General features: G+C 51.3%; 27 protein-coding genes. 20 read left to right on the forward strand and 7 right to left on the reverse strand.

Annotation, left to right across the window (positions count from 1 at the left end; genetic code table 11):
- Positions 1 to 75 precede the first annotated feature (75 nt).
- The gene (locus AWQ23_RS02955; RefSeq protein WP_062432361.1) at positions 76 to 2,559 is read right to left on the reverse strand and encodes a glycosyltransferase family 39 protein; all 2,484 of its coding nucleotides are present in this window, start codon (positions 2,557 to 2,559) and stop codon (positions 76 to 78) included.
- 181 nt (positions 2,560 to 2,740) lie between these two features.
- Here AWQ23_RS02955 and ndhL point away from each other — a divergent pair, with 181 nt between their 5' ends.
- The 3 genes from ndhL (at position 2,741) to trpA (ending at position 4,211) form a co-directional block, all read left to right on the forward strand.
- Positions 2,741 to 2,974 (forward strand): NAD(P)H-quinone oxidoreductase subunit L, encoded by a 234-nt coding sequence (gene ndhL / locus AWQ23_RS02960; protein WP_012306191.1) that lies wholly within the window; start codon positions 2,741 to 2,743, stop codon positions 2,972 to 2,974.
- A gap of 51 nt (positions 2,975 to 3,025) precedes the next feature.
- Complete coding sequence (locus AWQ23_RS02965) at positions 3,026 to 3,346, forward strand: DUF3007 family protein (RefSeq protein WP_030005830.1); 321 nt, start codon at positions 3,026 to 3,028, stop codon at positions 3,344 to 3,346.
- A 70-nt stretch (positions 3,347 to 3,416) separates the two neighbouring features.
- The gene (gene trpA, locus AWQ23_RS02970; protein ID WP_062432364.1) at positions 3,417 to 4,211 is read left to right on the forward strand and encodes a tryptophan synthase subunit alpha; all 795 of its coding nucleotides are present in this window, start codon (positions 3,417 to 3,419) and stop codon (positions 4,209 to 4,211) included.
- A gap of 34 nt (positions 4,212 to 4,245) precedes the next feature.
- On the opposite strand, the gene AWQ23_RS02975 is transcribed toward trpA, so the two are convergent.
- The 3 genes from AWQ23_RS02975 to AWQ23_RS02985 form a co-directional block, all read right to left on the reverse strand.
- The gene (locus AWQ23_RS02975; protein WP_062432367.1) at positions 4,246 to 6,891 is read right to left on the reverse strand and encodes a chloride channel protein; all 2,646 of its coding nucleotides are present in this window, start codon (positions 6,889 to 6,891) and stop codon (positions 4,246 to 4,248) included.
- Positions 6,892 to 7,094: 203 nt separating this feature from the next.
- Positions 7,095 to 8,084 carry a vitamin K epoxide reductase family protein gene (locus AWQ23_RS02980; RefSeq protein ID WP_062432370.1) on the reverse strand — a complete coding sequence of 330 codons (990 nt, stop codon included), beginning with the start codon at positions 8,082 to 8,084 and terminating at the stop codon, positions 7,095 to 7,097.
- Between the two features lie 40 nt (positions 8,085 to 8,124).
- Positions 8,125 to 8,637 carry a molybdenum cofactor biosynthesis protein B gene (locus AWQ23_RS02985; protein WP_062432373.1) on the reverse strand — a complete coding sequence of 171 codons (513 nt, stop codon included), beginning with the start codon at positions 8,635 to 8,637 and terminating at the stop codon, positions 8,125 to 8,127.
- Between the two features lie 60 nt (positions 8,638 to 8,697).
- On the opposite strand from AWQ23_RS02985, the gene AWQ23_RS02990 reads away from it, so the two are divergent.
- The 3 genes from AWQ23_RS02990 to AWQ23_RS03000 all read left to right on the forward strand — a co-directional run bounded on the left by AWQ23_RS02990 (position 8,698) and on the right by AWQ23_RS03000 (position 10,534).
- Entirely contained in the window at positions 8,698 to 9,180 is a 483-nt protein-coding gene (locus AWQ23_RS02990; RefSeq protein ID WP_030005834.1) for a flavin reductase family protein, read from the forward strand.
- Between the two features lie 65 nt (positions 9,181 to 9,245).
- Positions 9,246 to 9,596 carry a phenylpyruvate tautomerase MIF-related protein gene (locus AWQ23_RS02995; protein ID WP_030005835.1) on the forward strand — a complete coding sequence of 117 codons (351 nt, stop codon included), beginning with the start codon at positions 9,246 to 9,248 and terminating at the stop codon, positions 9,594 to 9,596.
- 401 nt (positions 9,597 to 9,997) lie between these two features.
- Positions 9,998 to 10,534, forward strand: a complete 537-nt coding sequence (locus AWQ23_RS03000) for a CHRD domain-containing protein (RefSeq protein WP_062432376.1) — start codon at positions 9,998 to 10,000, stop codon at positions 10,532 to 10,534.
- Between the two features lie 138 nt (positions 10,535 to 10,672).
- Here the strand turns inward: AWQ23_RS03000 and AWQ23_RS03005 are convergent, their stop codons facing one another.
- Complete coding sequence (locus tag AWQ23_RS03005) at positions 10,673 to 11,032, reverse strand: NAD(P)H-quinone oxidoreductase subunit M (RefSeq protein WP_012306200.1); 360 nt, start codon at positions 11,030 to 11,032, stop codon at positions 10,673 to 10,675.
- Positions 11,033 to 11,078: 46 nt separating this feature from the next.
- Between AWQ23_RS03005 and AWQ23_RS03010 the strand changes: the two genes are divergently transcribed.
- The 6 genes from AWQ23_RS03010 (at position 11,079) to AWQ23_RS03035 (ending at position 15,166) form a co-directional block, all read left to right on the forward strand.
- Entirely contained in the window at positions 11,079 to 11,588 is a 510-nt protein-coding gene (locus AWQ23_RS03010) for a hypothetical protein (protein WP_062432380.1), read from the forward strand.
- Between the two features lie 67 nt (positions 11,589 to 11,655).
- Complete coding sequence (locus AWQ23_RS03015; protein ID WP_012306202.1) at positions 11,656 to 12,195, forward strand: RDD family protein; 540 nt, start codon at positions 11,656 to 11,658, stop codon at positions 12,193 to 12,195.
- A gap of 52 nt (positions 12,196 to 12,247) precedes the next feature.
- Entirely contained in the window at positions 12,248 to 12,442 is a 195-nt protein-coding gene (gene rpmG / locus AWQ23_RS03020) for a 50S ribosomal protein L33 (protein ID WP_012306203.1), read from the forward strand.
- A gap of 64 nt (positions 12,443 to 12,506) precedes the next feature.
- Positions 12,507 to 12,722 carry a 30S ribosomal protein S18 gene (rpsR, locus tag AWQ23_RS03025; protein ID WP_012306204.1) on the forward strand — a complete coding sequence of 72 codons (216 nt, stop codon included), beginning with the start codon at positions 12,507 to 12,509 and terminating at the stop codon, positions 12,720 to 12,722.
- A 71-nt stretch (positions 12,723 to 12,793) separates the two neighbouring features.
- Positions 12,794 to 14,806, forward strand: coding sequence for a ribonuclease catalytic domain-containing protein (locus AWQ23_RS03030; RefSeq protein ID WP_062432383.1), 2,013 nt, complete (start codon positions 12,794 to 12,796; stop codon positions 14,804 to 14,806).
- Positions 14,807 to 14,962: 156 nt separating this feature from the next.
- Positions 14,963 to 15,166 (forward strand): hypothetical protein, encoded by a 204-nt coding sequence (locus AWQ23_RS03035; RefSeq protein ID WP_012306206.1) that lies wholly within the window; start codon positions 14,963 to 14,965, stop codon positions 15,164 to 15,166.
- A 66-nt stretch (positions 15,167 to 15,232) separates the two neighbouring features.
- Here AWQ23_RS03035 and AWQ23_RS03040 read toward each other — a convergent pair whose 3' ends face one another.
- Positions 15,233 to 16,108, reverse strand: a complete 876-nt coding sequence (locus AWQ23_RS03040) for a GDSL-type esterase/lipase family protein (protein ID WP_157072187.1) — start codon at positions 16,106 to 16,108, stop codon at positions 15,233 to 15,235.
- 287 nt (positions 16,109 to 16,395) lie between these two features.
- Here AWQ23_RS03040 and AWQ23_RS03045 point away from each other — a divergent pair, with 287 nt between their 5' ends.
- From AWQ23_RS03045 to AWQ23_RS03070, 6 genes are all read left to right on the forward strand, one after another.
- Positions 16,396 to 17,703 (forward strand): cation:proton antiporter, encoded by a 1,308-nt coding sequence (locus AWQ23_RS03045; RefSeq protein WP_397428317.1) that lies wholly within the window; start codon positions 16,396 to 16,398, stop codon positions 17,701 to 17,703.
- Positions 17,704 to 17,850: 147 nt separating this feature from the next.
- On the forward strand, positions 17,851 to 19,668 hold the full coding sequence (locus AWQ23_RS03050; protein ID WP_062432391.1) for an N-acetylmuramoyl-L-alanine amidase: 1,818 nt from the start codon (positions 17,851 to 17,853) through the stop codon (positions 19,666 to 19,668).
- Positions 19,669 to 19,772: 104 nt separating this feature from the next.
- Positions 19,773 to 20,612 carry a glutamate racemase gene (murI, locus tag AWQ23_RS03055; RefSeq protein ID WP_030005842.1) on the forward strand — a complete coding sequence of 280 codons (840 nt, stop codon included), beginning with the start codon at positions 19,773 to 19,775 and terminating at the stop codon, positions 20,610 to 20,612.
- 151 nt (positions 20,613 to 20,763) lie between these two features.
- Positions 20,764 to 21,735, forward strand: coding sequence for a solanesyl diphosphate synthase (gene sds / locus AWQ23_RS03060; protein ID WP_012306211.1), 972 nt, complete (start codon positions 20,764 to 20,766; stop codon positions 21,733 to 21,735).
- A gap of 62 nt (positions 21,736 to 21,797) precedes the next feature.
- Positions 21,798 to 21,947, forward strand: coding sequence for a DUF2256 domain-containing protein (locus AWQ23_RS15700; protein ID WP_071884901.1), 150 nt, complete (start codon positions 21,798 to 21,800; stop codon positions 21,945 to 21,947).
- Positions 21,948 to 21,990: 43 nt separating this feature from the next.
- A complete protein-coding gene (locus AWQ23_RS03070; protein WP_012306212.1) occupies positions 21,991 to 23,184 on the forward strand; it encodes a homocysteine biosynthesis protein in 1,194 nt (397 codons plus the stop codon).
- An 83-nt stretch (positions 23,185 to 23,267) separates the two neighbouring features.
- On the opposite strand, the gene AWQ23_RS03075 is transcribed toward AWQ23_RS03070, so the two are convergent.
- Positions 23,268 to 23,465: a hypothetical protein gene (locus tag AWQ23_RS03075; protein WP_012306213.1), complete on the reverse strand. Its 198-nt coding sequence runs from the start codon at positions 23,463 to 23,465 to the stop codon at positions 23,268 to 23,270.
- A 260-nt stretch (positions 23,466 to 23,725) separates the two neighbouring features.
- Between AWQ23_RS03075 and AWQ23_RS03080 the strand changes: the two genes are divergently transcribed.
- Together AWQ23_RS03080 and AWQ23_RS03085 are read left to right on the forward strand one after the other, a co-directional pair.
- The gene (locus AWQ23_RS03080; protein ID WP_062436476.1) at positions 23,726 to 25,000 is read left to right on the forward strand and encodes a glutamate-5-semialdehyde dehydrogenase; all 1,275 of its coding nucleotides are present in this window, start codon (positions 23,726 to 23,728) and stop codon (positions 24,998 to 25,000) included.
- Between the two features lie 73 nt (positions 25,001 to 25,073).
- A complete protein-coding gene (locus AWQ23_RS03085; protein WP_062432396.1) occupies positions 25,074 to 26,843 on the forward strand; it encodes an N-acetylmuramoyl-L-alanine amidase in 1,770 nt (589 codons plus the stop codon).
- Positions 26,844 to 26,845: the final 2 nt, after the last annotated feature.

The following is a 26,845-nucleotide window of genomic DNA, read 5'->3' on the forward strand; positions in this document are numbered from 1 at the left end:
ATCGTGTTCCAACGCAAAATCTTTTCCCAAGGTATCACACCGCTATTTTGCGTCCCGAAAACTAGTGAAAATGGATTACAAAACGCCCTGGGCCTTGAGGGTTTGCACCACTGACCAGGCTTTGAAGAGTTTCCCCTGGAGGAGCGCCGCCACCCCGGCGATCGCCTGAATTTCTGGGACATCCCCTAGCTTGTCTAAAACTGGCGTAATGGCCAATTCCGCCTGTCTGGGTTCCCAACGGTACAGATGGACGAAAGCGATGTAGGCATTCACCCAGGGATCGTCTGGGGTCAGTTGCTGGAGTTGAGTCAGGGTCTCGATGGTGGCCTGAGATTCCTCCTGGAGAGCATGGGCAAGGGTTCTGGCCCAGTACCAATCCCGCAGTTGGGGGCGGTTGGTTGCGTTGGCTGGCGTTTGTGTGAGGCGATAGGCAAGGCTATCTTCCACTTGCTGTAAATAGTCCTGCACCGGATCGTACTGGTTGAGCCGCTCCACGTGGGCAAATAATGGCTCTAACCCCGCAATGCCTCCACCAAGTTGGGGCGCAATTTTCCGCAGTTGGGTCAACCAATCTAAGGCCACCAATTGCGTTGGCGTTAAGGCTTCACCGGTGGCCGGCAAAATTTCTACAGTGACCGTCGGTTGCTCCAATGGGCGAGCTTCCCCAGTAGCCGGATCGAGATATTGGGCGTCCAAAGTGTAAAGGCCCGCTGGTAAATCTGCTGGCGGTAGAGTGGCGGTGCGTTCAATAATTTCTAAGTGATCGCCTTTATTTTCTGAATCTTCCCGCAGCATCCCGAAGGCCAACTGATGATCCTGGATCCAAAACTGTTCGCCGTTCGACCAGGTGAGTAACGCCATACCCTTGGTTAAATCCTGCCGATTTCCCGACCAAGTGTAGGTAATCGGAAGAGGTTGGCCGGCGATCGCCTCTGATGCGACGGCCACATTTTTTAATGCCACAGGACTTTGAGTGGTATCAGCAGCTTCGACAGAAACCAAAGGTTGGCGACGGTGATAGAGCTTTAGCTGATCTTGATCCGGCAGTGGCCAACTCCCCTGGAGCAGAAACTCAGAATCAGTATCTAAACTCGCCGCGAGGGCCAACTGATCCGCGTTGCGGTGGGGGTCCTCTCCTGTTTTCGTGAGGAACCAATCAAAGGACTCTTTGTCTTGAGCCAACTGTTCTGGAGTACTCCCTAAATTCCGCCCATACACCTGAAAATCCCGTAGAGCACCATAGTAGTTAAGTGTGTGATTATTGGCGATCGCCACCCCAGGGATCACCCCCAAGTTACTTCTTAAATTTGGAGTTTCCTGAATAATTTCCTGGATAATTTCTGGGTGGGGATAGGTCTGTCGATCCGGATAATTAGGATCTGGTACCAGTCCCGCAATGACCGGTAAAGGAAACAATTGAATCAGCCAAAAGATTGCAGCTAAACCCACGGTTCCCCAACGCACAGGTTGCCATTTACCGCGCCACTGGGTCAGGCCATACCCTAAGAAAACCGCCACAATTGGCAGATAGGGCATGATATAGCGGCCATCTTTGTTGTACATCGCTGATAGCAGCAAATAAGCACCACCAAAATAAATCCCTAACCAACACAAACTTTGCCGTTCAGGAAGTTGATATTTAGCGTTTTGGGTAGGAAAACGACGTAGTAAGTGCAACGCAATACCAACAAGGGGCACCAGCAACAGGATCCAGGCGATCGCCTGGGGTAAATCCAACCAATAGTAAACCCATGCCCCCAAGGTATTTAGAGGAGGATCTCCTTCCCTCGCTGCTGATGCGACGTTGGCGCGCTCATAGGTACTGAATAAGTAGATAAAATTTGTGCGATACCAAATTCCCCAGATCGGAAGGGAGAGCAGCAGACCGCAGAGAAGTTGTAGAACCCTTGCCCATTGCTTCTGCCAGAGTTGAGCGGCCAAGGAAAATCCTGTCGGCACAAACAAAAAAAAGAGAGCGGTTTGTTTTGTCATCAGGGCACACCCAGCACTGATCCCAAACCCTATTATCCAGAGCCATTGGGCGCGACGGGTTTGCGCAAAATACCAATAGGTTAAACAACAAAATGCCAATGGCGTGACAGCAGCAAGGGGAAAATCCGTCACATAGTAAAGTCGAGGGAACGTCAAGCGGGGCATTAAAAGGGCGATCGCCGCACTCCACAAACCCACCGAACGATTAAATAATCGCTGGCCAACGCCGTAAACCACCAGCATTAGAACACCGCTAAATACCAGATTCATCAGCAGAGCTTGATCATTTCCCGGCCCAAAAATGAGTTGAAATGGCGCTGCAATAAAATGGGTGAAGGGAGGAATCTTATTGGATAAGCGCCAAAAATTTTCCCAGCCGGGGAATTGGCGAAATGCGGCAACGTAGTTCAAACTCTCCGTGAGATAGTCGGCATGATCCCAAGAAGGTACACTTTGATCGAGCCATAACCACAGGCGATCGCCGAGATTAATTCCTAGCCACAACCCCAATAAAACTAACCCAGTCTTCCAAGGCGCTCTGGGTGATTTTGCGACCTGATCCTGCAATGTTAAAACTCCCCTGATGGATTTAGCCTAGCTGCAATGTATCGGAAAAAATCCCTCAAGGTAAAGCTTCTCGTTATCCTTGCCATAGACAAAAATAATTTCTCAAATCACCACACCTTGCTTGACCCTTGGGGCACTAGGATAAAATAATCCCCAAGCAAATCATCACCACAACAAACCTATGCCCTTTGATATTCCCGTTGAAACCCTCCTGATTGCCACCCTCTACCTCAGCCTCAGCGTAACCTACCTGCTCGTTTTGCCTGCGGGTCTCTATTTTTATCTCAATAACCGTTGGTATGTCGCCAGTTCCATCGAGCGACTTGTGATGTATTTCTTCGTTTTCTTTTTGTTCCCTGGGATGCTGCTCCTAAGCCCTTTCCTGAATTTTCGCCCCCGCCGTCGCGAAGTCTAAGGCTTTGCCGAATGAATTCTCCCATCCTTGCCAACTTCTCCCCCTAAAACCATGCGACGCATTGATATCTTGGCCATCAGTTTCGGTATTTTCATCGTGGGTGGGCTGCTCTATGGTGGCCTCAAAGTTGCGGGCCTCGAAAGTTTAGATGCGGGGATCTGGTCCCAGGCGTTGCTGGTAATTGTGGTGTTTGTCTGGGTGGGAACCTATCTGTTTCGAGTAGGAACCCGCAATATGACCTTTCATCAACAGCGGCGAGATTACGAAGAAGCAGCCCTGCAGCGGCGCTTAGATGAGATGAGCCCCGAAGAATTAGCCCAACTCCAGGCAGAACTCGAAGCAACGGAAGATCAAACTTCGCCAAAAAAGTAACGGCAATCTTTACCGAAGGGGGAGTTGGGGACGTACAATAACCCCTTGTGTGTTTTTATCGAACAAAATCATGACCTCTGTTTCTGAACGTTTCCGATCCCTAAAGCAGGCGGGCCAATGTGCGCTGATTCCCTTCATTACAGCGGGTGACCCAGATTTAGAAACGACAGAACAGGCCCTCAAAATTTTAGACGCAGCCGGGGCTGATTTTATTGAACTCGGCGTCCCCTATTCTGATCCCCTCGCCGATGGGCCGACAATCCAAGCGGCGGCAACTAGGGCCTTGAGCCGGGGCGTCACCCTTGAACAAGTTTTAGCGATCGTGCAACGAGTCCATGGGCAATTAACAGCACCGATTATTTTATTCACCTATTACAATCCGATTTTTTATCGGGGCATTGATGCTTTTATGGCCCAAGTGGCAGCGGCGGGGGTTAAGGGTTTGGTGATCCCGGATCTGCCCCTAGAGGAATCCCAGATGGTGCTGGATGCAACAACGAGCCATGGTCTTGATTTGATTTTATTGGTGGCTCCCACCAGTCCCACGGCGCGAATTGAGGCGATCGCCAAAGCCTCCCAGGGTTTCATTTATCTCGTGAGTGTGACGGGGGTCACGGGGGCGAGAACCTCTGTGGCTAGCCGTGTCGGGGAACTGTTGCCGAAGTTACGTCAAGTGACCAATAAGCCCATCGGGGTTGGTTTCGGGGTTTCGGATCCAGCCCAGGCAAGACAGCTAAAAGAATGGGGCGCGGATGGGGTGATCATCGGCAGTGCGGTGGTCAAACGCCTCGCCACTGGAACACCCGCCGAAGGTTTAGCGGCAGTCAAAGAATTTTGTGAGTCCCTCAAGGAGGCGATCGCCTAACGATTGGCCTGTTGTAGATCGAGAAAATGAAAGATCATTCGGGGTCAGTGATGTCTAAGGCCCCCCGAATAATCACCACTGTGCGGTTTGTCCCCTTGGCGATCGCCTCAGGAATATTTCCATGGAGTGCCTTTTGGAATAAGCTCTCTCGGCTGGCTCCCAGAATCACCAGGTCATAGGTTTCTTCTTTGATTAAGCGGATTAAACTGTCAGCAATGTGGGACGAGCGAATGGGTAGAGGAATAATGGGAATTTCGACCAGGGGATTTAAGGCTCGTTTGGCTTGAATGAGCAGCGGAAAATGTTGGGGGCGTTGTTGGGGTTGATAGACCTGACAGAGGCAAATTTGGGACGGTAGGGAATAGCGCGCCACCTCTGGGGACAGGTGCAACAGTGCCGGGATGAATTCCTGGGCGCGTTCGGCGTTGGGGCCACCCGCAATGGGAACGAGGGCGCGGATCTTGCCTGGTTGAACCTTAAACTGGAGGGGATGGGCGTGGCTCGTTTTCACTAAAATCACATCACAGGGCACTTTTTTCACGAGATATTCCATTACACTCCCGAACAGTTGCCCCCCTGGGTGGCGATCGCCTTGCCAACCCAAGATTAACCCCTGATCCTTGCTCGAAATTTCCTGAAGAATGGCCCCGGCCACATCGTAGGCGAGGATCACCTGGGTGTGGATTGAGATCCCCAATGTCTCCCCAAGGCGTTCGAGTTTTTCCATCAGATGCCGTTCTGGATAGGTGTTCATGTGGGCATCGGTGAGAGGATAGGTTGCTGCCACCTGCACCACATTTAGGCAATAGACCATGGCATTTTTTTCCTTGGCAATGGCCGCCGCAAAGGTGATGAGGGCTTCGGCGGTATTGGGATTGGCGATCGCCACCCAGAGTTTGCGCTTGTAATTGTCGCTGGTGTGGGTTTGATAAACGCAATAGGACGGCGTGCGCTGTACTGCATGGTGACTTTTCCCAAGGAGTTCCTGGGCCTCGGCACGAATAATATCTGACCGGGTGATAATGCCCTGGAGCTGATCATTATCGACGACAGGTAGGCGGGAAATTTGATAGCGATTGAGCAGGTACAACACATCACTGAGGGAAGCCCGGGGAGAGACCGTAATCACCTTGCGTTGCATCACCTGGGCCACCGTTAAATTCTTGCCCTGGGCCGCCATTTGGGCTAAATCCCCCTGGGTGACAATGCCGACGAGCTTGCCTTGTTTTAAAACCGGAAAACCCCGGTGGGGTGATTCGGAGAGGATGGGGACTAAATCCTTTAAGTTGAGGTGGCTTTCGAGGGTTTCTACTTCCGGTTGCATCACCTGAGCGGCGGTGAGATCCGTTAACACCTGGGGATTTTTTTCCTCCTCTAGGTGAATGCCGCTGGCTTCCAGGAGATATTCGTAGATCGAACCTTTAAAAATGCTTTCCGCTACGATGAGCGCTGTCACCGAAGCCAGCATTAGGGGTAGGACTAAATTAAAATCTGTCGTCAGCTCAAAGACAATTACAATTGCGGTCACCGGCACCCGCGCCACCCCTGTAAAAAAAGCCCCCATCCCCGCAAGGGCGTAGGTATATTGGGTCGCCTCTGGCACAAAGATCTCGGCACAGGTACCCACCAAATAACCGAGGGCCGTGCCTAAAACGAGGGTCGGTGCAAACAGCCCCCCCGGTGCGCCGGAGCCATAGGCAATCAAGCTTAGGAAAAAGTGGGCGACAAAGGCGATCGCAATTACCTGCCAGCCCGCATCCCCCGTGAGCAAAAAATCCCGTAGCCCCGCATTGTCCCGGAAAAAAGGCGGCAAAAACGCGACCACAGTGCCCGAAATCGCTCCGGCGATCGCCATCCGCACCCCCAAGCTCAAACGGAGACGACGATTAAACCCCAAAACCGTTAAGATACCGCGGTTGAATAAAGCCCCCAAAACCCCTGCCAAGCCCCCCAACAGCAAATACCAGGGGATTTCTGCCAGATAAAAATTACTTTGATTTGCTGCGTTTAATAGCTCTGCGGGCAAATTCAGATCCGAAGTGCCAAACCAGCGGGAGACCACCGAACCTGTAAAAGAGGCAACAATCGCTGTTTCTAAAGTTAGCCCTGACATGTCCCGCATCAGTTCTTCGACCACGAACAGTACCCCAGCAATGGGGGTATTAAATCCCGCCGCTAAACCCGCCGCTGCTCCGGCTGCAATCATTTGCCGTCGGTGGTTTGGGGTTGTCGGCAGCCATTGACTGAGTTGAGCTGCGAGAGCCGCACCGATATGGACACTGGGGCCGCGCCGTCCGAGGGTTAATCCGCCACCTAGAACCAAAATCGTGCCAATGGATTTAGCCAAGGCCACTTTCCAATTTAGCGGCAGGGGAAATTGGGCCAGGACAACCTTGACCTGGGGGACGCCGCCCCCCTTGGCTTCTGGGGCAAAGGTCTCTAGGAGATAGCCCGCCAACCAGCCGCAAACCACCCCAAACAGAGGCAGGATTAACCAGGCGCCGTATTGACGACTCAGGATGACCCGATATCCCCCCACGAAACCAATGCCTTGTTTGAGGAAAAGGGCCGCCAAACCGGAGATGACACCAATGAGGCAGGCTTCGATTAATAAATAGTTATTGTTTAAGCTGTGCTGGCCTAAGGATCGAAAAATCCACCAATTTCGCACAGAAGCCATGGCGATCGCCCGTAAGATGCTTCACAAGATTTAGAAACGCTGGTTTCAGCTTTCCCCTAGCAGATTAGCACGATCTTTCCCTGGGCCTTTCAGGAAAATTTTTGGCAAGTTTTAGCTCAATCGTTGACAAAAAAAACCTGACCTTGGCAGATCAGGTAGTGCATTTTAGGGATGTAAAAGCTGATGGGGAATGCACTCACTCCTTAACGGGGCAAGGCATATTTAAAATCAGTGGAACCCTGGTAGCCAGAAAGCTCTGCCAGGCGTTGTAGCGATTGAGTGCCAGCATAACGTTCCCCATTAATCTCCCAGGTGGGGAATCCTTCTAGCCCCGCGGCAGCACAAACATCAGGCTGGCCATTTTCTCCTTCGGGGGCGCATTCAATGTAGGGTACTTTGGCAAAGGCTTCTTTTCCGAACAACTGTTTTTGGTCGTAGCAGTGGGGACACCAGTAAGCGCCATATTCTTGCGCCCCAATTTCTGTGAGGTGTTCGGCTAGGGCAATTTCTGCGGGGCCAGAGGTGGTGGTGATTTCCCAGCCTGTGGGCGGTTCGGGGGCGCGGTTGGGGACTGGGGTAATAATTTCTTGGCCCTGGTCATTGAGCACCGGGACGCTACCTTGAATATCGCGTTCGATACTGTTGTATAAGCCGAGGGTGCCGAGGGCAGTAATAATCGCCACCACAAAAATTGTCAGGAACACTTCACCCCAATCATCCCAAAAGCGACCAAAGAGGGTTAATAGCAGAAAACTCGCGGCAAAGGTGGCCGAGGTGATGCAGTAGAGACAAACGCCGCCAATTTTCGCAAAGAGAATGTACATCAGGTAGGCACTAAACAGGCTCATGGCGGTGGCACCAATGAGGAGAAAGAGCCATGTCCAATCTTCGTATTTGTTCCGCAGTTTTTTGTTGTCTTCGGGATTAATCGCCAGGGGCACTAGGGAAAAACCGGCCATGGCGAGATAGGCGATCGCCCCAAACAGCGACAAGGGCAAGCCAAAAACAAAAGCATAGGGACTGGAGAGTACATCACTACAGCTCGCTGCTGCTTCTGTACCACAGGCCACCTCTGCCCCGAAAAGTTTAGAGATCGTCAGGTAACTGGTGAGCAAAAAGCCAATGATGGCGATCGCCCCGATAATGGGACGGGACCACTGATGGATCCAGGGTTGAGAACGTCGGCGTACCATAGCGCGTCAAAAAAATTCCAAGCAATAAATTGTCTACATCTTAAACCTGCGGGGCGGCGGGTTGCAGTTGGCTGACTAAATGGCGCAGTTCCGGCAAAATGAGTTTTTCCATGGCTAATCGCACCGCCCCAGTCGATCCGGGTAAGGAAAATAAAATCATCCCCCGATAGGTGCCTGCCACCGCCCGGGAGGCGATCGCCCGAGAGCCAATTTCCTCGTAACTCAAGGCCCGGAAAATTTCCCCAAACCCCGGCAAGGTTTTTTCTAAATGTTTGGCTAGCATATCGTAGGTGTTGTCCCGGTGGGCGATACCGGTGCCGCCATTGAAAATTAAGGCTTCCAAATTCGCGTGGGCGAGGCTCTCCAAACGATGGGCGATCGCCTCTGGATCATCTTTAATCACCTCATAATCCCCGATTTCATGGCCTGCGGCGGTGAGTAATGCTTGAATTAACTGGCCGCTTTTATCTGTTTCTGGCGATCGCGTATCGCTGACAGTGATAACCCCACAACGGACGACACGCGCAGCAGGATCAGGATGAGGTTGCAGCATGATCAGCAAAGATGATTAACAATGGTTGTGACAACAAACCCCTACAGGAGAAGTTAAAAAATGCTAGACGAACAGGCCAAAAAAACAATGCTCCTCCACATTCCCCACGCATTATATATCTGCGGTGTGCGGGATGGTGATGAGATGAATGGCTTTACTGCCAGTTGGGTGATGCAAGGTTCCTTTAAGCCCCCCCTCGTGGTCAATTGTGTCCGCTCCGATTCTGGTTCCCACGCCATGCTCAAAAAAACCGGCGTCTTTTCCCTGAGTTTTCTCGACGACTCCCAAAAAGATATGGCCGCCAATTTCTTCAAACCCAAACGTCGGGTCGGCAACAAATTTGAAGATGTGGAATTTTACGAAGGGGCTGAAACGGGCTGCCCCGTGATTAAAGATTCCCTTGGTTATGTGGAATGTAAAGTGGTCGGGGCCGTTGAACAAGGCGATCACACGGTCTTTGTGGGCGAAGTGATCGGCGCAGGCGTACATCGGGAAGGCAAAATTCTCGACCTAGAGAGCACGGGCTGGAGTTACGGCGGCTAAAAGTAAGGCTCTATTTTGCCGAAAACCGACCTAGTCTTTTAACAAAATTTTCCTGATTTAAAACGATGCCTCTGATTAAAGTTCAAACATCTTTACCGCCCGCTTCCCAAGGGGATGTAGAAGCCCTTTTGCTCAATTTGTCCCGCAAACTCGCGGCGCACCTCGGCAAGCCAGAAGCCTATGTGATGACCGCTTTTGAGGCCGGGATTCCCATGACCTTTGGGGGGTCGATTGATCCGGCTTGTTATGTGGAGATCAAAAGTGTGGGCACCATGGGCGATCGCACCCGCACCATGAGTGAAGACTTCTGTAATGAAATTCACCAGAGTCTTGGTGTTGCCAAAAACCGTATCTACATTGAGTTTGCCGATGCCAAAGGCAGTATGTGGGGCTGGAATGGTTCGACTTTCGGTTAACCGTAGCCGATGACCAAAGCGATTCAATTAAGTTTGGGTTTATCTTGACAAACGCCAACTAATCCCAAGGAGCTGCCGCATCTATAAATTTGGGGCGGCTTTTTTTTGCGGCAAAGCTCACAATCTTTAGGCGATCGCCGGAGGCAAATTAGGCAATTTACAGTAGTTAAAAATACTTACAATGAGACAGTTTGCTGATGTCAGCAGGATCAAAGAAACATTTCCTAGCTGATTGTTTCACAAAACAATTTAAAAATCCGAATATCTGCGCCAAAATGCGGAAAAAGTGAGCTTTGACGTCCAAATTCAAGCTTTATTTTCGCTGAGATAGTACAACGATCAATAGCTAGTTCTGATCGCTGCTTTTTGCAAAGCTATCTCAATTTCAATCAGGAGTTCCGATGAAAAGTCAAACAAAACGCCTAAAACGCGCTTATAGTTATCTCGTCCTCGCCCTTAGTGCAATGGTTCCCTCGGTTGCCCTCGCCGGCCATACCAATACGATTTTGCACACGATGATGGATGGTAGCGCAGAGGTGCCAGAAGACGGCAATATGGAAATGCTTGTCGGTGATGCCAATGGTGAAGGCCATGCCTACGTTTTTGGCATTGATAATGATCCGACCACCCTTTGTTATTCGATGACGGTCACTGGGATCCAACTCGTTCCCGTCGGCTCTGGGATGGCGGCCCATATTCACGAAGGCGCAATGGATGAAAATGGCCCAGTGGTCGCAGTTTTAGCCGGGCCAGAGGATGGCAATGCTGCGGACTGCCTGACAGAAGGGGAAGAAGGGAAATTTCCCACGGGTGAAACCGGAATTGTGCAACGTATTTTAGAGAATCCCAGCGATTTTTATATCAATGTTCATAATCCCCAGTTCCCGAACGGTGCTATTCGGGGTCAACTGAGTTCTATTCATTCCCATTCTCATTAGGGATAGGGCTTACAGTTTCACAAGATTTTCTGCTGAATTTTTTGGGGCGATCGCCCGCAGTTTCTTTTGTTTTTCCGAGGGGAATTTCATCAAAGACTGCGGGTTTTTCTTGTGTGAATTTTAAGTCTAGACTAAACCTTACTGGAGGTAAGCGCCTTGGCTATCGGGGTGATCCATTTGGGGTAAGCCCATGCTGAAGTTCATTACCCGTGAGTCGAGGTTATAGCGGAGTTCACCTTTTTGGAGGAGGTCACGGATAAAGGCTTCTAGGTCAGAGCCGATCCGCCGCAGGTTGTATTCGGTCAAATCCTCGCCGCTGTTACTTTCCACGAGGGCATCGAACTGGCGATAGACTTTCTGGAGACTTTCTTCGGGCCAAACGAATTCGTTATCTGGATCGACATCCAAGGTGAGCACGGTTTCACTGGGGATTAATTCATTTTTCTGAATTTCGGCAGTGTAGATGCGGACGTGGCGGGTCGTGGATTTAAGCAGCATAGGACTTAACAGATAAGATGAAAATTATTCTGCAACAATTGCTATTGTGACATTTCCCCAGTGTACAGATAAAGTTTTCCTTGGTGCGGCGACGAACCCTGCGCCAGAGTTACCAATCTTCCAAAAAATAAGGCCCTTGTGGAAACGTCTGGGGCAGCTCGTCATTTTCGGTGTCATTTTACTCAATCTTTGGGGTTGTACTGGGACGGAGGCTCCCCGGGAATTTGCCCCGGACGGTGAGGTGATCCAACGGGCGATCGCCACCAAACTTAGAAGCCATTACCAACAACTGAGCCAGACCATTAATGCGCCGCCGCCCAACTTGGAACTGAAAAATATCCAGGTCAAAAAGCTCGATTCTTTTTTTCTCCAGGCACTGCCGGTTTATCACCTCCAGGGCACCTATGATGTGGTACTGAATTTTCCTTCCCAGCGCACAGAAAATCGTCGCCGCAATCCCTTTGAGGTTTATCTCCAGCGGCAACCGGAAGGAAAAACCTGGCGATCGCTCGAAAAAAATCCCCAGGGTTGGCGATCGCAACAACTCCCTCGATAGGCCGCATCCCCGTTTCCCTGAACCCTCTACAATAAAAACAATCCGTCTTTGCCCGATTTCCCCGCCTATGTATGACGAAGAAGATTACCGTCCCGTCCGCCGTTTCCCAAAAGTCCCCCTAGACAGACGCTTTTGGGCTTTTTTTGTGGATTTTATCGTCGCTTGGATTGTCAGTGGCTTAGGGGGTTTAACCCTACAGTGGTTGGTTTTTCTCGTCGTCTGGTTTGGCCTGCGGGTCTTTCTCGTCAGCCGTAACCAGGGTCAAAGCCTGGGCAGTTGGGCCTTTGATATCAAAGTAATCGACATCCGTTATCGAGTGCCAGAAATTATCAACCTCAGCAAACGAGAAGGCATTTTAGGGTTTGCCGCCATGCTCGCCATGTATGGGATCCAAAGTTTTTTTCTGATGGGGAACGGCATTTCTTTGATTTTGTTAATCTCTCCCCTGTTGGCCTCCTGTGGCGTGGCGATCGCCGACGAAGAATTCAACCAAGCCTTCCATGATCGCATCGCCGAAACCTATATGATCCAAACCCAGCGCGGTTTTTCCCTAGATTTACGTCTCAAACAAATCCTTGCCGAGCTAAGACAAAATATGCAAAAATAGAAATTTGTGTGTAAACCTTAGCGATCCACAACCGCTAATCTAGTAAAAAATTATGGCAAGCAAAAAAGGCGTCCGCATTACCATCACCGTGGAATGCACCGAATGTCGCACCAATACCAACAAGCGCTCCAATGGCGTTTCCCGCTATACCACTAGCAAAAACCGTCGGAACACCACCGGGCGGCTCGAAATCAAAAAATTCTGCCCCCACTGCAACGCGCACACTGTCCACAAAGAAATTAAGTAGGTAATTCCTTTACCACTGAAATTTTATCGACAAATTTTTTATTTTTTAACGTTATTTATTAACCATGGCCTACTACCGTAAACGTCTTTCTCCGATTCCTCCTAGCCAGCCGATCGATTACAAAGATGTCGAACTCCTCCGCAAATTCATCACCGAGCGCGGCAAAATTTTACCCCGTCGGATCACCGGCTTAACAGCGCGTCAACAACGGGATGTCAATACCGCCATTAAGCGGGCACGGATGCTGGCCCTGTTGCCCTTCATCAACAAAGAAGGCTAAAGTGATGCCAAGCAATTCTAGGTGTTGAGTTTAGGATTGCTCTTGTATAGTCGCGTTAGGCAACAAAGCTGGTGGAAAAAGGACAACTGATTGAGTTTCGGCTACAGGGAGAACGAGTACTTGCTGTCGCTGAGCGTCCTGAAGGAAAAAAAGATTGGATCGTAATCGATGGACGGGGGCAATCCCATAAGCTGCGTCCCCAAAGGGTTGAATACACCGTGGCGGGTTCCCCCTACGATCCAACTGAGATCCCCAGCTTTTTCACAGAAAGTCAGGCATTAGTTGATCCCGACAATCTGGCCGTCGCCTGGGAGTTTCTCGTCGAAGCCTCGGAACCGGCAACCCCAGAATCCCTCGCGCAACTTTTGTTTTCAGCCAAAACGCCCCAGCAATGTTATGCCTGTCATTTGATGTTGGCGGAAGATAAGATTTTCTTCAAACGCAAAGGGGATTACTACGAACCCCGTGCAGAGGCGCAGGTCCGCGAAATTCAGCATCAACTAGAAGTTGAAGCTCAGAAAGAACGTGAAAAAACAGAATTTTTACAGCGGGTTAACCAGGCGATCGCCGGAGAAACAGTAACCTGGGAAGACAGTGATCGGCAACGTTTCGAAAGCCTAGAAAAATTTGTCCTCTACCCGGAGCAGTCAGCCAGAGCCGCCCACGATCTCCTCGAAATGCTGGGGCGATCGCCCACGACAGAACAGGCTTTCCGCCTCTTGGTCTCCCTTGGCTGGTGGAGTTCCCACGAAAATCTTGCTCTCCTCCGGAGCGGTTACCCCAGAAAATTTTCTCAGAAGGTACTCGATGTGTCCCATGCCCGCCTGTCAGCCTCGCCCGGTGATACCGATGAGGGGAACCGTATCGATTTAACCCATCTCAAGACCTACACCATTGACGATGAGAGTACCTCAGAAATTGACGATGGCCTCAGTATCGAAACCCTAGAAAGCGGTCGCCATAAAGTTTGGATTCACATCGCGGATCCCACCCGCTTGTTAAGCCCTGGGGATGAACTCGATCTAGAAGCCCGACGTCGTAGTACCAGCCTCTATTTACCCACGGGGATGATCTCCATGTTCCCGGAAGAGCTGGCGACGGGGCCGATGAGCTTACGCCAAGGTCAGCTCTGTGCGGCCCTCAGTTTTGGGGTCTTGCTCACAGACAATGGAGCGATCGCCGATTATGAAATCACCCCCAGTTGGGTGAAGCCCACCTATCGCCTGACCTATGACGACGTGGACGAAATGCTTCATCTGCGGATCCAGGCCGAATCAGAAATCGCTCTTCTTGCGGATTTTGCCCACAAACGCCGAAAGTGGCGAGATGCCCAAGGTTCCATCAGTATTAAGATGCCAGAAGCCTCCATTAAGGTGCAGGACGAAAACATTTTTATCGAAGTCCTCCATGCCTCCATGTCCCGGGAACTGGTTGCGGAAATGATGATCCTCGCTGGCGAAGTGGCAGGCCATTATGGGCGTACCCATGGTTTACCGCTGCCTTTCCGGGGACAACCCCAACCGGAACTTCCCCCCCAAGAGGAACTGTTATTATTACCCGCCGGGCCTGTGCGCGCCTGTGCGGTACGGCGTTGTATGCCCCGCAGTGAAATGGGCACCAATCCTGTACGCCATGCCAGTTTGGGGTTAGATTCCTATATCCAAGTCACATCCCCCATTCGTCGTTACACTGACCTGTTGGCCCATTTTCAAATCAAGGCTCATCTGCGGGGGGATGAACTGCCTTTCTCGGTGGATGAACTCAAGGAAATTCTCTACAGCGTTGTCACTTCCAGTCAGGAAGCCGTCCATGTAGAGCGCCAAACCAACCGCTATTGGAGCCTCGAATATTTACGTCGTAATGCGGATCAAGTGTGGCAAGGGTTAGTCCTACGCTGGCTCCGGGAAGATGAAAAATTAGGCATTATCCTCTTGGAAGAACTGGGTCTAGAACTCCCCCATCGCTTTGAACGGGCCGTTGCCTTGGGCGATCGCCTGGAAGTAAAAGTAAGCCAAGCCGATCCCCATAAAGATGAAATTCGCTTCCGGGAACTACTCGAAACGGAGATTGCGGCGGCTTCCTAGGATCAAAAGCCGACAAAACATCAAGATTTATAACAGACTCTGCGGGTTCCCCATTGAGAAATATTGCAGTTCTCTGGAGGGCGTCCGTTGTTTCTCCTGGGCATGGTAACCTCATAGCCAGCGAACTTGAAATGTTTTCGAACAACTGTGAAAGCAATGACTGCTATTTACTCTACAAAGAATCAAGTCAATCCCTGGGCAGAAGAGATGGGTGAATACGTGGCCCAACTGCAGCTCCATATGGCACTCCAGGCCAAGAATCTCGTGCCTTCCCTAGAACATCCCCAGGATGGTCGGCATCAGTTGCTCCATGAATCCCAACTCCACTTGGAAAAATTGGCTTCCCGCCAAATTGCCTAAAAAAATCTAGGGGTGATGCTCGGAATCTTATCGGGTTTAACTCCTAAAAGGTTTAACTCCTAAAAATCATTGGGCCAAACAATCTTCTAGGCGTTGTAAAGCCCCCTGCCATTGGGCATAGCCAGCATCGCTCAAGTGGAGGCCATCTGTGGTTAGTTCCAACCGGAGTCCACCATTAGCGTCGGTGAATAAGGGATAAAGATTGAGGTAATTGACACCTTCTTGGGAGGCGATCGCCTGGAGTTGTTGATTGATACGAATGGCCCGGTCTTTGCGTAAATAGCCGTGATTCGTGGGTAAAAGGGACTGCACGACGATCAACGTCTTAGGATGTTGGCAGCGTAATTGACGAATAATTGCCCGCAGATTATTCAGTAATGTCGTTTCAGAAACCCCCTGCTTGAGGTCATTAACGCCGGCCATGAGATAAATTGTGTTTGGTTGGAGACCATTAAGCGTGCCGAGACGCGCCAGAATTTGACTTGTGTTTTCCCCTGAAATTCCTTGGTTCAGCCAAATTTTAGAAGCCGGTAAAAGGTCATTGGGAAACCAGAGGCTCAGGGAATCCCCTAATAAAATGCCGAGGGACTGCCGCCCTTGATATTGCGCCGCCAAGTGTACTTCTTGGCTCAAGAGTTGTTGCCACTGCTGATAAGTGGGCTGAGGCGCTCCATTTGTCCATAACCGCGTACTTGCTCCTGCCTTGAGGGCGGTCTGAATCTGTCCCCGCAGTAAAGCATTGAGACGAAAAGTATAGAGTTGCGCCCCGGAACGAAAGCGAGGGCTAGATGAATATTGCGGTGTTGCCGTTGCCCAAAGGTTGGTAGCCGTTGGATTGCTCGCCCTTTGGATGCAAGTTTGGGGGGCGATCGCCTTGACCGAATGAACAGCAGTCGGCGTTCGGCATAATAGATTCGCAACTAAAAATAACGGTTCTGACATGGCAATTTCCAGGGCAAACACCTTCTAATTATTGTCCCAAAACGAAAAGTTGCTGATAAATCCGTCAAGAATAAACCCTTTAATGATCCAGGGGTTTGTTACATTAATCTGGTAAAACGCGACCAGGAAGCCTCTGGTTATTCTGCCCCGTTTTTTGACCGAAGCCAAACCTCCCCGGACAACTTTGGTCCCTACGCTTGTCGTTACCTTGTAATCAAAAATTCATGCCGTATTTTCAATCGTTCCTTCTCAATGCGCCCCCCGCCAGTGAAGCAGCGGAACCCTCCATGATTCTGGCTGCGGTGCTACTGAGCCTTGTGGTCATCTACTTTGCGAGTAAAGTGGGCGGAGAGCTGTGTTCCCGCATCAACCTCCCCCCAGTGCTGGGCGAATTAGTCGGCGGAGTATTGGTGGGCGTATCTGCCCTGAGTTTACTGGTCTTTCCAGAAGGGGGCATCGAAGCGTCCCAATCACTACTGATGCAATTTCTGCAAAATACAGCCGGTTTAAGTCCTGAAGCAGCCCCGGCAGTGTTTGCCACCCAAAGCGAAGTGATTTCTGTCCTCGCAGAACTAGGGGTCATTATCCTTCTGTTTGAAATTGGTCTTGAATCGGATCTGCAAGAATTGATTAAAGTTGGCCCCCAAGCGGCCATCGTCGCCGTGGTGGGAGTCGTGGCACCTTTTGCTGCCGGGACAGCGGGTTTGGTCTTTTTATTCCACCTGAGTACAGTGCCGGCGATTTTTGCGGGGGCAGCCCTCACGGCAACCAGCATCGGGATCACCGCTAAGGTGCTAGCAGAATTGGGTCAACTGACCACCAAGGAAGGACAAATTATTATTGGGGCAGCCGTGCTCGATGATGTCCTCGGCATTATTGTCCTCGCTGTGGTTGCAAGCTTGGCGAAAACAGGAGAAGTGCAGGTTGTCAGCACTATCTGGCTCATTGTCAGTGCTGGGGCGTTTCTCATTGGTGCGATTATTGTGGGTCGTCTCCTGAGTCCTTTATTTGTCAGTTTGGTGGATGGCATGAAAACCAGAGGCCAACTGTTAACTGTATCCGTCGTTTTTGCTTTTGTGCTGTCCTACATTGCAACGGTAATCCAACTGGAGGCGATTCTTGGAGCCTTTGCGGCTGGACTGATTCTGGCGGAAACGGATAAACGGGGTGAATTAGAAGAACAGGTGCTGCCGGTGGCGGATTTGTTTGTCCCCATCTTTTTTGTTTGCGTCGGTGCGAAAACAGACCTCAGTGTCCTCAACCCGGCTGTCCCCGCCAACCGTGAGGGATTAATTATTGCCGCCTTTTTGATCGTGGTGGCAATTATCGGGAAAGTTATTACGGGCTTTACAGTCTTTGGCCAAGACCAGTTGAACAAGTTGGCGATTGGGGTAGGCATGATTCCCCGGGGCGAAGTGGGCCTTGTGTTTGCAGGGGTTGGTTCGGCCAGTGGCGCCCTCTCGGAATCGACGGAAGCGGCAATTATTATGATGGTCATTTTGACGACATTTATTGCACCGCCATTTTTGCGTTTGGTCTTTAAGGAACCCCAGGCGGCGATCGCCACTGGAGAGACGCCGGAGAAGCTACAATAATTCAGCCTTGGGCAACCATTGAAACATATCCTAAGCGACCCACGTCCCTTGGGAGAACGGTAGGAAGAGGTTTTATCTCTATCCACCGGAGTTGTTCCATATCTTGAGGGCGTGGCATTTTCCCTTGTGAGTCGAGGATTTTTAACTGTGAGATTTTTCTGGTTTTTTCTGACGCTACTGACGCTATCCACTTGGCAACTACCGGCTTGGGCAGGTCAATTGGTCTTTTGGGAATTTAATACCCAACGACGTCAATTGCAGTTTCGCACCAATGAACGGGTGCAGCCCGAAGCGCAACTGATCCCAGATCCCAGCCGTTTGGTGATTGATTTACCGGGCACTGTCCTGGGAAGCTCTACGGTCAATCGCAGCTATGGCGGCAAAATTACGAGCGTACGGCTAGGTCAGTTTGCGCCAGATGTCACACGGTTGGTGGTGGAATTAGCCCCTGGCTATACCTTAGATCCTGAGGCAATTCGTTTTGAAGGGCGATCGCCGACGGATTGGGTTGTGAATTTACCAGAACCTGAACTCATTCCCGTGGCCCCAGTAGCTCCCAGTACCCCAGAAATTTTTAACAATTCTGCCAATCCTGGAAATCCCAGTAACGCCGCTCCAGAAGAAGCTTTTTTTAATAACTTGGTGCGGGTGACCCAACAGGGATTCCTCGTGAACCTGGATCCCCGGCCCGGTAGTCGCATCACTACCGACCAAGATGGCGATCGCCTTACCTTTACCCTGCGGGATTTGCAATTGCCCCGGAGCTTAGAAAATCAGACCCTAGACGTTAATCGCTACAAAGTCCGCCAAATCAAATTTGAGCAACCCAGCCGTACCGAAGCCCGCATTACCTTAAATTTAGAACCCGGTAGCCCTCGGTGGCGTGCGCTGTATACCACCTACGGTGATGGCGGTTTAGTGCTGCTTCCGGATGGGGGCACCAGTAGCCTAGGGGGAAGAGAAACTGGGGCGATCGCCGTGCCTACCCAACAATCAGTCGCCACAGCCCAGCCTCAACAAACCATCGTTGAAGCCCTAGAACTTGCCCGCAACAGTACCCAGTTAGTCATCCGTGGCAGCGATCGCCTCCAGGCCGACGGTGGTTGGAATCGGAACGAAGGTCTTTACCAAATTCGCATTAACAACGCCCGCCTTGCTCAACCTGTGCGTGGCCCCCAGTGGGGGGGAGATAGTCCCATTTCCCGCATTGCCATCCGCCAGGAAACGGCCAATACGGTGCTCGTCCAGATTGAACCCGCCGAGGGGGTACAAATTGGGAGTCTCAGTCAACCCAACGCCCAGTTTCTTGCCCTAGACCTCAATCGTCCCCAAACGACAAGCCCCCTGTTTGTGCCACCGGCCCCAACGGCACCGCCCCCCACAACCCAAGCGGTACTGCCAAATTTTCGCCCGCCCCGGAGCAATATTATGGTCATGATCGACCCCGGCCATGGTGGTCGTGATCCTGGTGCTGTGGGGATTGGCGGCCTACAGGAAAAAAACGTGATTCTGCCCATCTCCCAGGAAGTAGCCCGAATTCTGCAACAGAGTGGCATCACCGCCCGAATGACCCGGGATACGGATTATTTTGTCAGCCTAGAAGGACGTACCCAACTGGCTAACAATGCCAATGCTGATTTATTCGTGAGTATCCACGCCAATGCCATCAGCATGAGTCGTCCCGATGTGAACGGCTTGGAAGTGTACTATCACCAAAGTGGTCGAGCCTTAGCTGAATCTATCCACCGCAATATTATGCGACGGATTCAGATGCGAGACCGGGGTGTGAGAACGGCGCGCTTTTATGTATTGCGTAATACATCCATGCCTTCAGTGCTCGTGGAAACAGGTTTTGTCACGGGTCGGGAAGATGCTCCCCGCTTGAATGATCCTGCATTTCGGAGCCAAATGGCCCAGGCGATCGCCGCTGGCATCCTGGAATATATCCAAAACAATGTGCGCTAGCCCAGGGGGTTGCCAGAAAATCAGTAATTCGCCACAGAAATAAGCGCAAATACCTTAAAACTGCGCTAATCTTTGTTTAATTTATTTGGTGTGAACGAGAATCTATGGGCAACCAACAGCAACACCCCATTGGCATTTTTGATAGTGGCTTGGGGGGCATCACCGTCCTTCGAGCCCTTTACCGACAACTCCCCCAAGAGTCGATTATCTATTTTGCCGATACGGCCCGATTACCCTATGGTGATCGTTCACCCGAAGAGTTGATTCAATATGTGCGCGAAATTCTGACTTGGATGGAAGCCCAAGGGGTGAAGATGGTGGTGATGGCTTGTAATACAAGCTCGGCGATCGCCTTGGACGTGATCCGCTCAGAATTTAAGACCCCCGTTTTAGGGCTGATTCTTCCCGGAGCAAGGGGGGCAGTCAGTCAAGGGAAACGCATCGGAGTCATCGCTACCCAGGCCACAGTGAATAGCGGCGCTTACGAAAACGCGATTCTGGAAGCGAACCCAGAGGCGGCGGTATGGCAAATGCCCTGCCCAGAATTTGTCCCCCTCATTGAGGCCAATCGCATTAACGATCCCCACACGAAACGCATTGTTCAGAAACGTCTGCAACCACTCCTCGAACAGGGCATTGATACCCTGGTTTATGGGTGTACCCACTATCGCCACTTGTCTGGGGTGATTCAATCAATTTTGCCGAGCCATGTGATTTGTGTCGATCCGGCGGAATATGTGGTCAGTGCCACGGAACAGGAATTGGAATTGATGGGCTGGAAAAATCCCCAGTCACCATTACCAACCCGCTTTGCGGTGAGCGGTTGCCCAGACCAGTTCGCCCAATCGGCGAAGGGATGGCTTGGACATCAGCCCCTAGTGGAACAGGTGGACTTAAAAAACCTCATGGTGAATACATCGCCCCTTTCGATCACCAATGGCTAAAGGGCGATCGCCTGCCTGAAACAGGTGTCCCTACGAGCGATCGGGCCAGGGTAGACCCGCAAAAAAGAGCCGTTTTCTGCTGAAACGAATCCATTGCCATACAATATAGAATATGTAAATTTTCGTAAATTTCGTTTCCCTCGGCTTAATAATGATTTCAGCGACTACCCTTTTTTCTCCCGTCGAAGCCGACCTCAAGGAGCTCAGTGAAAATCTGACGCGGCTAATTAGCGCCCGACATCCGATTTTGGGGGCCGCGGCAGAGCATCTGTTTTCTGCGGGGGGGAAACGAGTTCGACCCGCCATTGTGCTTTTGGCCTCCCGGGCAACCCTAGGCGATCGCCCTTTGACCCAGCGGCACCGTCGCCTGGCAGAAATTACCGAAATGATTCACACGGCGAGCCTTGTCCACGACGATGTGGTCGATGAAGCGGCCCTCCGCCGGAGTGTACCTACTGTTAACAGCCTTTTTGATAATCGCATCGCGGTTCTGGCCGGAGACTTTCTCTTTGCCCAGTCCTCTTGGTACCTCGCGAATTTAGACAATCTCACCGTGGTGAAATTGCTCTCTGAGGTGATCAAAGACTTCGCCGAAGGGGAAATTCAACAGGGGCTGAACCGCTTCGACACCGGAATGAACCTCGAAATTTACATCGAAAAATCCTATTACAAAACAGCGTCGTTGATTGGAAACAGTGCCAAAGCGGCGGCTGTTCTCAGTGAGGTTGACCCAGAAATTGGCGATCGCCTCTACGACTATGGCCGTAATTTAGGCTTGGCCTTCCAGATTGTCGATGACATCCTCGACTTCACTGGCTCTACCGATGTCCTGGGGAAACCCGCCGGATCTGATTTAATCGGCGGCCACATCACCGCCCCAGCCCTGTTTGCCATGGAAGAGCATCCCAACCTAACCCAACTGATCGAGCGGGAATTTGCCGAAAATGGCGACCCCGAAAAAGCCCTCGAAATTGTGCGCAACAGCAATGGGATCAGTCGCGCTAAAGAACTTGCCGCCCACCACGGTCAATTGGCTCGCCACAGTTTGGAATGCTTAGATCCGTCTCCCTCCAAAGATGCCCTCACGGATCTCATTGACTACGTTTTGGGCCGGATGTATTAGGCCGCACCCTGAAGTAAAAAAGCAACATGAAACAAGGCGACATCCAGTTGCAATGATTGACCATGGTACGACAGCGTAAAAAAGCCGATCTCCCGACGAAAATTTGTACCGTTTGCGGACTGCCGTTTACCTGGCGCAAAAAATGGGAAAAATGCTGGGATGACGTGAAATATTGTTCGGAGCGGTGCCGGCGGCGGCGTAACCAAGGGTGATTTTCTCCTAGGATGAAAGGGTACGCTTCCCCTCTGTTCAACCATGAGAACGATCGCCAGCATCAACGAAAAGATTCTCGCCCACCAGGCCGTTGTCTGGACGGTGTCTGAAGTGAAAGCACGGGTGGCGGAATGGGGCATCAAAAAAATTGCCGAAACCGTTGATGTGGTGACCACAGGTACCTTTGAGCCGATGGAATCTTCGGGGGCAATGCTCAACCTGGGCCATACGGATCCCCCCATTAAAATTCGCAAGTGTTGGCTTAATGGAGTGCCTGCTTATCCTGGCTTGGGGGCGGTGGATATTTACCTAGGGGCAACCATGATGGAAGATCCCCTGGAAAATGAAGCGGCGGAAATTGGCGATCGCCCCCTCTCCCAGAAAGGCGGCGGCCATGTGATTGAAGATCTGATCGCGGGTAAAACCGTCCATCTCCATGCCCTGGGCCACGTAACCGATTGTTATCCGCGCGCTACCTGGGACAATACCCTCACGAAAGATCAAATTAATCAGTTTTATCTATTCAATCCCCGCAATCTTTATCAAAATTTTATTGTGGGTGTTAACGGTGGTGATCGCCCCCTCTATACTTACCTCGGCCCCCTCCAGCCCCATTTGGGAAATGCCGTCTATGCTTGTGCCGGAGCAATTTCTCCTTTGTTAAATGATCCCGATCTAGAGTTAATTGGGGTCGGCAGCAAAATTTTCTTGGGGGGCGGTATTGGTTACGTGGCCTGGGAAGGCACCCAGCATTTTCCCCTCCAGAAACGTCTGGGCAATCGCACACCCCTGGGGCCAGCCTCCACTTTGGCCTTGATTGGCGACGCAAAACAAATGGATCCCAAGTGGGTACGGGGTTGTTATTTCACCAAGTACGGCCCTTCTTTAATGTTGGGCGTGGGGGTGCCCCTGCCAGTTCTCCACGAGGAAGTCATCGCCCACTGTGCCGTCCAAGATAAAGAAATTGTCGCCCCGGTGATGGATTTTTCGATTCCGCGCCGGGTGCGGCCCACCTTTGGTTTGGTGAGCTATGGCCAGCTTAAAACTGGGAAATTAACCATTGAGGGAAAAACCGTAAAAGTTGCTCCGGTCACGAGTCTATATCTCGCGGATCAAGTGGCAGAAACCCTCAAACAATGGATTCAAGCCGGAGATTTTACCCTTACCGAACCCGTGGCAACCATCAGTGGCGATCGCCCCTTTTTGTCCCAAGACCAATGGAGCCAGCGTTTGTAATACCGACGAAAAAAGCCACCATCCTGAAACGGCGGTGACCATCGATCATTTTTTAGAAAACAGAATTTTCCCAGTAAATTTCGTTAGCTCATGGTGGCATGACTAGGGCCATAGTCCGCACGCACTTGACGAGGGAGTTTACCTTGGATCGTGCCTTGATAGTCTCCTTCTGGTGCCATGCCGATTTCTGTGGCAGAACGGTTCAGGAGGGACATTTGACGATTTTTAATGGCGTGGTGATGGCGCATCATTAATGCACGGGCTTGTTGTTGGGTTCTCATGGTTTTGCTCCTGACCGACCGCGAAACACGGGGGATTTGTGTTTTATGCTTTGTTCTCTACCTCATTATATTTTATTTTCTGTAAAATTTGATACAGAAAACATATTTTAATAAGAGCAACTGGCCTTTTTGACAAAAAAGTTGGGAGAAAGCAACCTTGCTAGCTGGCAGGTTCTTGCGATCCCCTAGGGCAATCAGTATGATCTGGTGAGGCTTTACGCAAACTTTCGCGAGTACATTGGGACTTCATGGGTAATCAAATGGCATCTACTCCCCCGTTAGAGAGCAGTGATCCGATTACGGCAGCCTTGCAGCGGGCCCATCAGGCTTCCCTAGAACTAGAGTTACTCAAAGGTAGTGAACGTCATCTGGGTATTGAGGCGATCGCCACCGCCCTAGAGGCCAATATTTCCGTCATCCTCGAAGCGAATACCAAGGATTTAGAGGCCAGCCGCGAAATGGCCGTGCCGAAGCTGATTCTGGATTGGTTAAAGTTGACCCCCGAACGGCTGCAAAAAACAGTGCGTCTGCTGCGTCAACTGCCAAAACTACCCGATCCGCTGCAACGGGTGAAAAATGCGACCTATCAAATTAGCGGTTACCAGACCTATTCCCAACGGATGCCCCTGGGGGTGATTTGTCTGATCCATGAAGCCTTGCCCGAATTAGGGGCGATCGCCGCTGGACTTTGTTTAAAGACAGCCAATAGCCTCGTGATTCGCGGTTGCGGTGATGCCAGCCATACCAATCATCTGATCGCTGAGATTATGCAAACGGCCCTTGCTGACCAGGGTTTACCCGCAGGCTGTTTAGAATCTCTCTCTTCTGAGGAAGGTTGTACCGTACAACAGCTAGTGGCCCAGGATCGCTACTTGAACCTGATCATTCCCTATGGCCGTCCCAACATGATTCAACAGGTGGTGCAACACGCCACCACCCCTGTCCTGAGAACCACCGTAGGCAATTGCTACCTCTACCTCGCCCCCAGCGGTGATCTGGAATTGGCCAGTTGGGTGATCCAAGACAGCCATAATTACGAACCCGATGCCGTCAATGCCATCGAAAAAGTCCTGGTGTGTCCTGAGCAAAAAACATCCCATTTAATTAGTCTGTTTAAATCCCTCCAAGAACAAGACTTTGAGCTACGGGGGGATGCGTCCCTCGTCGAAGAATTTCCTGAACACCTCGCCCCCATTAGCACTGAAGAAGAATGGCAGCAGGCTTATTTAGAAAAAATTGTGGCGTTTAAACGGGTGCCGGATCTGGCCGCTGCCATCACCGAGATTAATTGCAACTCCGGTGGCCATGCTGATTGTATTGTCACGGAGTCCTACCATGAAAGTCGGCAATTTTCCATGGGCCTCGATAGTGCTTTGATCTATATCAATGCCTCCCCTTGTTTTTCGCGTCATCCCCTGGGGAGCGATTCGGTATTTCTTGGGGTCTCGAACCAAAAGGGAAATCGCCGGGGTTTAATTGGCCTCGAAAGTTTTACGACCATTAAACAGGTGGTTCAGGGGGATAGCACCCTCTAGGTTTCAACGCCTCAAAGAACGCTGTCTCAATGGAGATGGCCTTTGTAAGCTTAAAAAGTTAAGGACAAGATTTATGTTTAAAGCGATCGCCCTCAGTTCTGGTATTGCCGTGGCCCTGACCTTTCCGGCGATCGCCCAGTTTCCTCGCCAAAGCGATCGCCTCCAACTGGTCTACCCCCCAAACAATCACCAGACCAGCGCCGCCCAGATTTTCTTGATTGGCTCAGCCCCAGCGGCGGGCACCGTGGCGATCAATGGTGAACCGATTACCCGGAGTGACTTGGGCCATTTTGCCCCCAGTTTGCCCTTGGCGGTGGGTCAAAACCAAATCACCCTGACCTATCGTCAGCCTTCGGGACAGACGGAAACAAAAACCCTCACCGTTGAGCGCTTGGCTAACAATACAATACCGCCCAACCAACTCGAAGCCCCTTTCCCGGCGGTGGATATTGCCCGGCAAGCCGACGAGACAATTTGTTTCCAAGTCCAGGGGCCAGCCCAAGCCCAAGTTAGGGTTGCCCTCGGCGGAAAATCTTTTCCCCTACAACCCCAGACCACGGTGACGCTCCCTAGCAATGCCGCCGTCTTAACCCTAGAGAATGAAGCTCCTGCCGAAGTTTTTACGGGAACCTATGGGGGCTGTCAGCACTTTACCCAAGGCGGGAACCTCGGCCAAGCCCGTTACCAGATGAATGTCCAGGGACAAACCAGTACCGCCACTAGCCCTGGTCGTGTAGAAATTTTAGACGCCCAAAATACTGAAGCGATCGCCGTCATCAGTTTAGCTGGGGTGGCCCGCACAGGTCCCAGTACCAATTTTTCGCGGCTGACGCCCTTGCCCCAGGGAACCCAGGCCCTGGTTACCGGTAAAGAAGGGGATTGGCTGCGTTTAGACTATGGCGCTTGGATTCGCGCTTCGGAGACCACACCGATCCAGGGTGCAGTGCCGCCGACAACATTGATTCGCAGCCTGCGATCGCAAACCACCGCCACAGCAACAAATGTCATTTTTCCCCTCCAAAGGCCCGTACCAGTTACCGTCAGTCAAAATGACGACACCTTTAGCCTGACGCTCCACCAGGCGATCGCCCAAACTGACACCATTTATCTAGATGAAAGTCCAATTATCCGCCGCCTCGACTGGGCGCAGATTGATCCAGAAACGATCCGCTATGATTTTCGCCTCAAAACAGACCAACAATGGGGCCATTCACTGCGTTATGAAGGCAGCAATTTAATTTTGTCCCTCCGCCACCCGCCACAACTCCAGGGGAATTCGCTCCGGGGCGCGACCATTTGGCTCGATCCTGGCCATGGGGGGGCTGAATCCGGTGCCTTGGGGCCAACGGGCTACCCCGAAAAAGCAATTAATTTGCTTATTTCCCAAAAAATTCAAAAACAACTGGAAGCCAAGGGCGCGGAAGTGATCCTCAGCCGTACCACGGATCAAGATTTATCCCTAGGCGATCGCCAGGCCGCGATTCGTGAACTCCAGCCCACTTTGGCCCTGTCTGTCCATTACAATGCCCTGCCCGATGCGGGGGACGCAGAAAATACGGCGGGTATCGGGATGTTTTGGTACCATCCCCAGGCCCATGACCTGGCGCAGTTTCTCCACGATGATTTAACGACGCAGTTAGGCCGTCCCAGTTATGGTGTCTTTTGGAATAACTTGGCCTTGACCCGGCCCCAGGAAGCCCCAGCAGTCTTAATGGAGTTGGGTTTTATGATTAATCCCACGGAGTTTGAGTGGATTACCGATCCCCAGGCCCAGGAAGAACTCGCCGGGGCGATCGCCAAGGCAATTGAAACCTGGCTGCAAACCAAGGCGATCGCTCAATAATC

It is taken from the genome of Picosynechococcus sp. PCC 73109, from assembly GCF_001521855.1.
GTDB lineage: Bacteria > Cyanobacteriota > Cyanobacteriia > Cyanobacteriales > MRBY01 > MRBY01.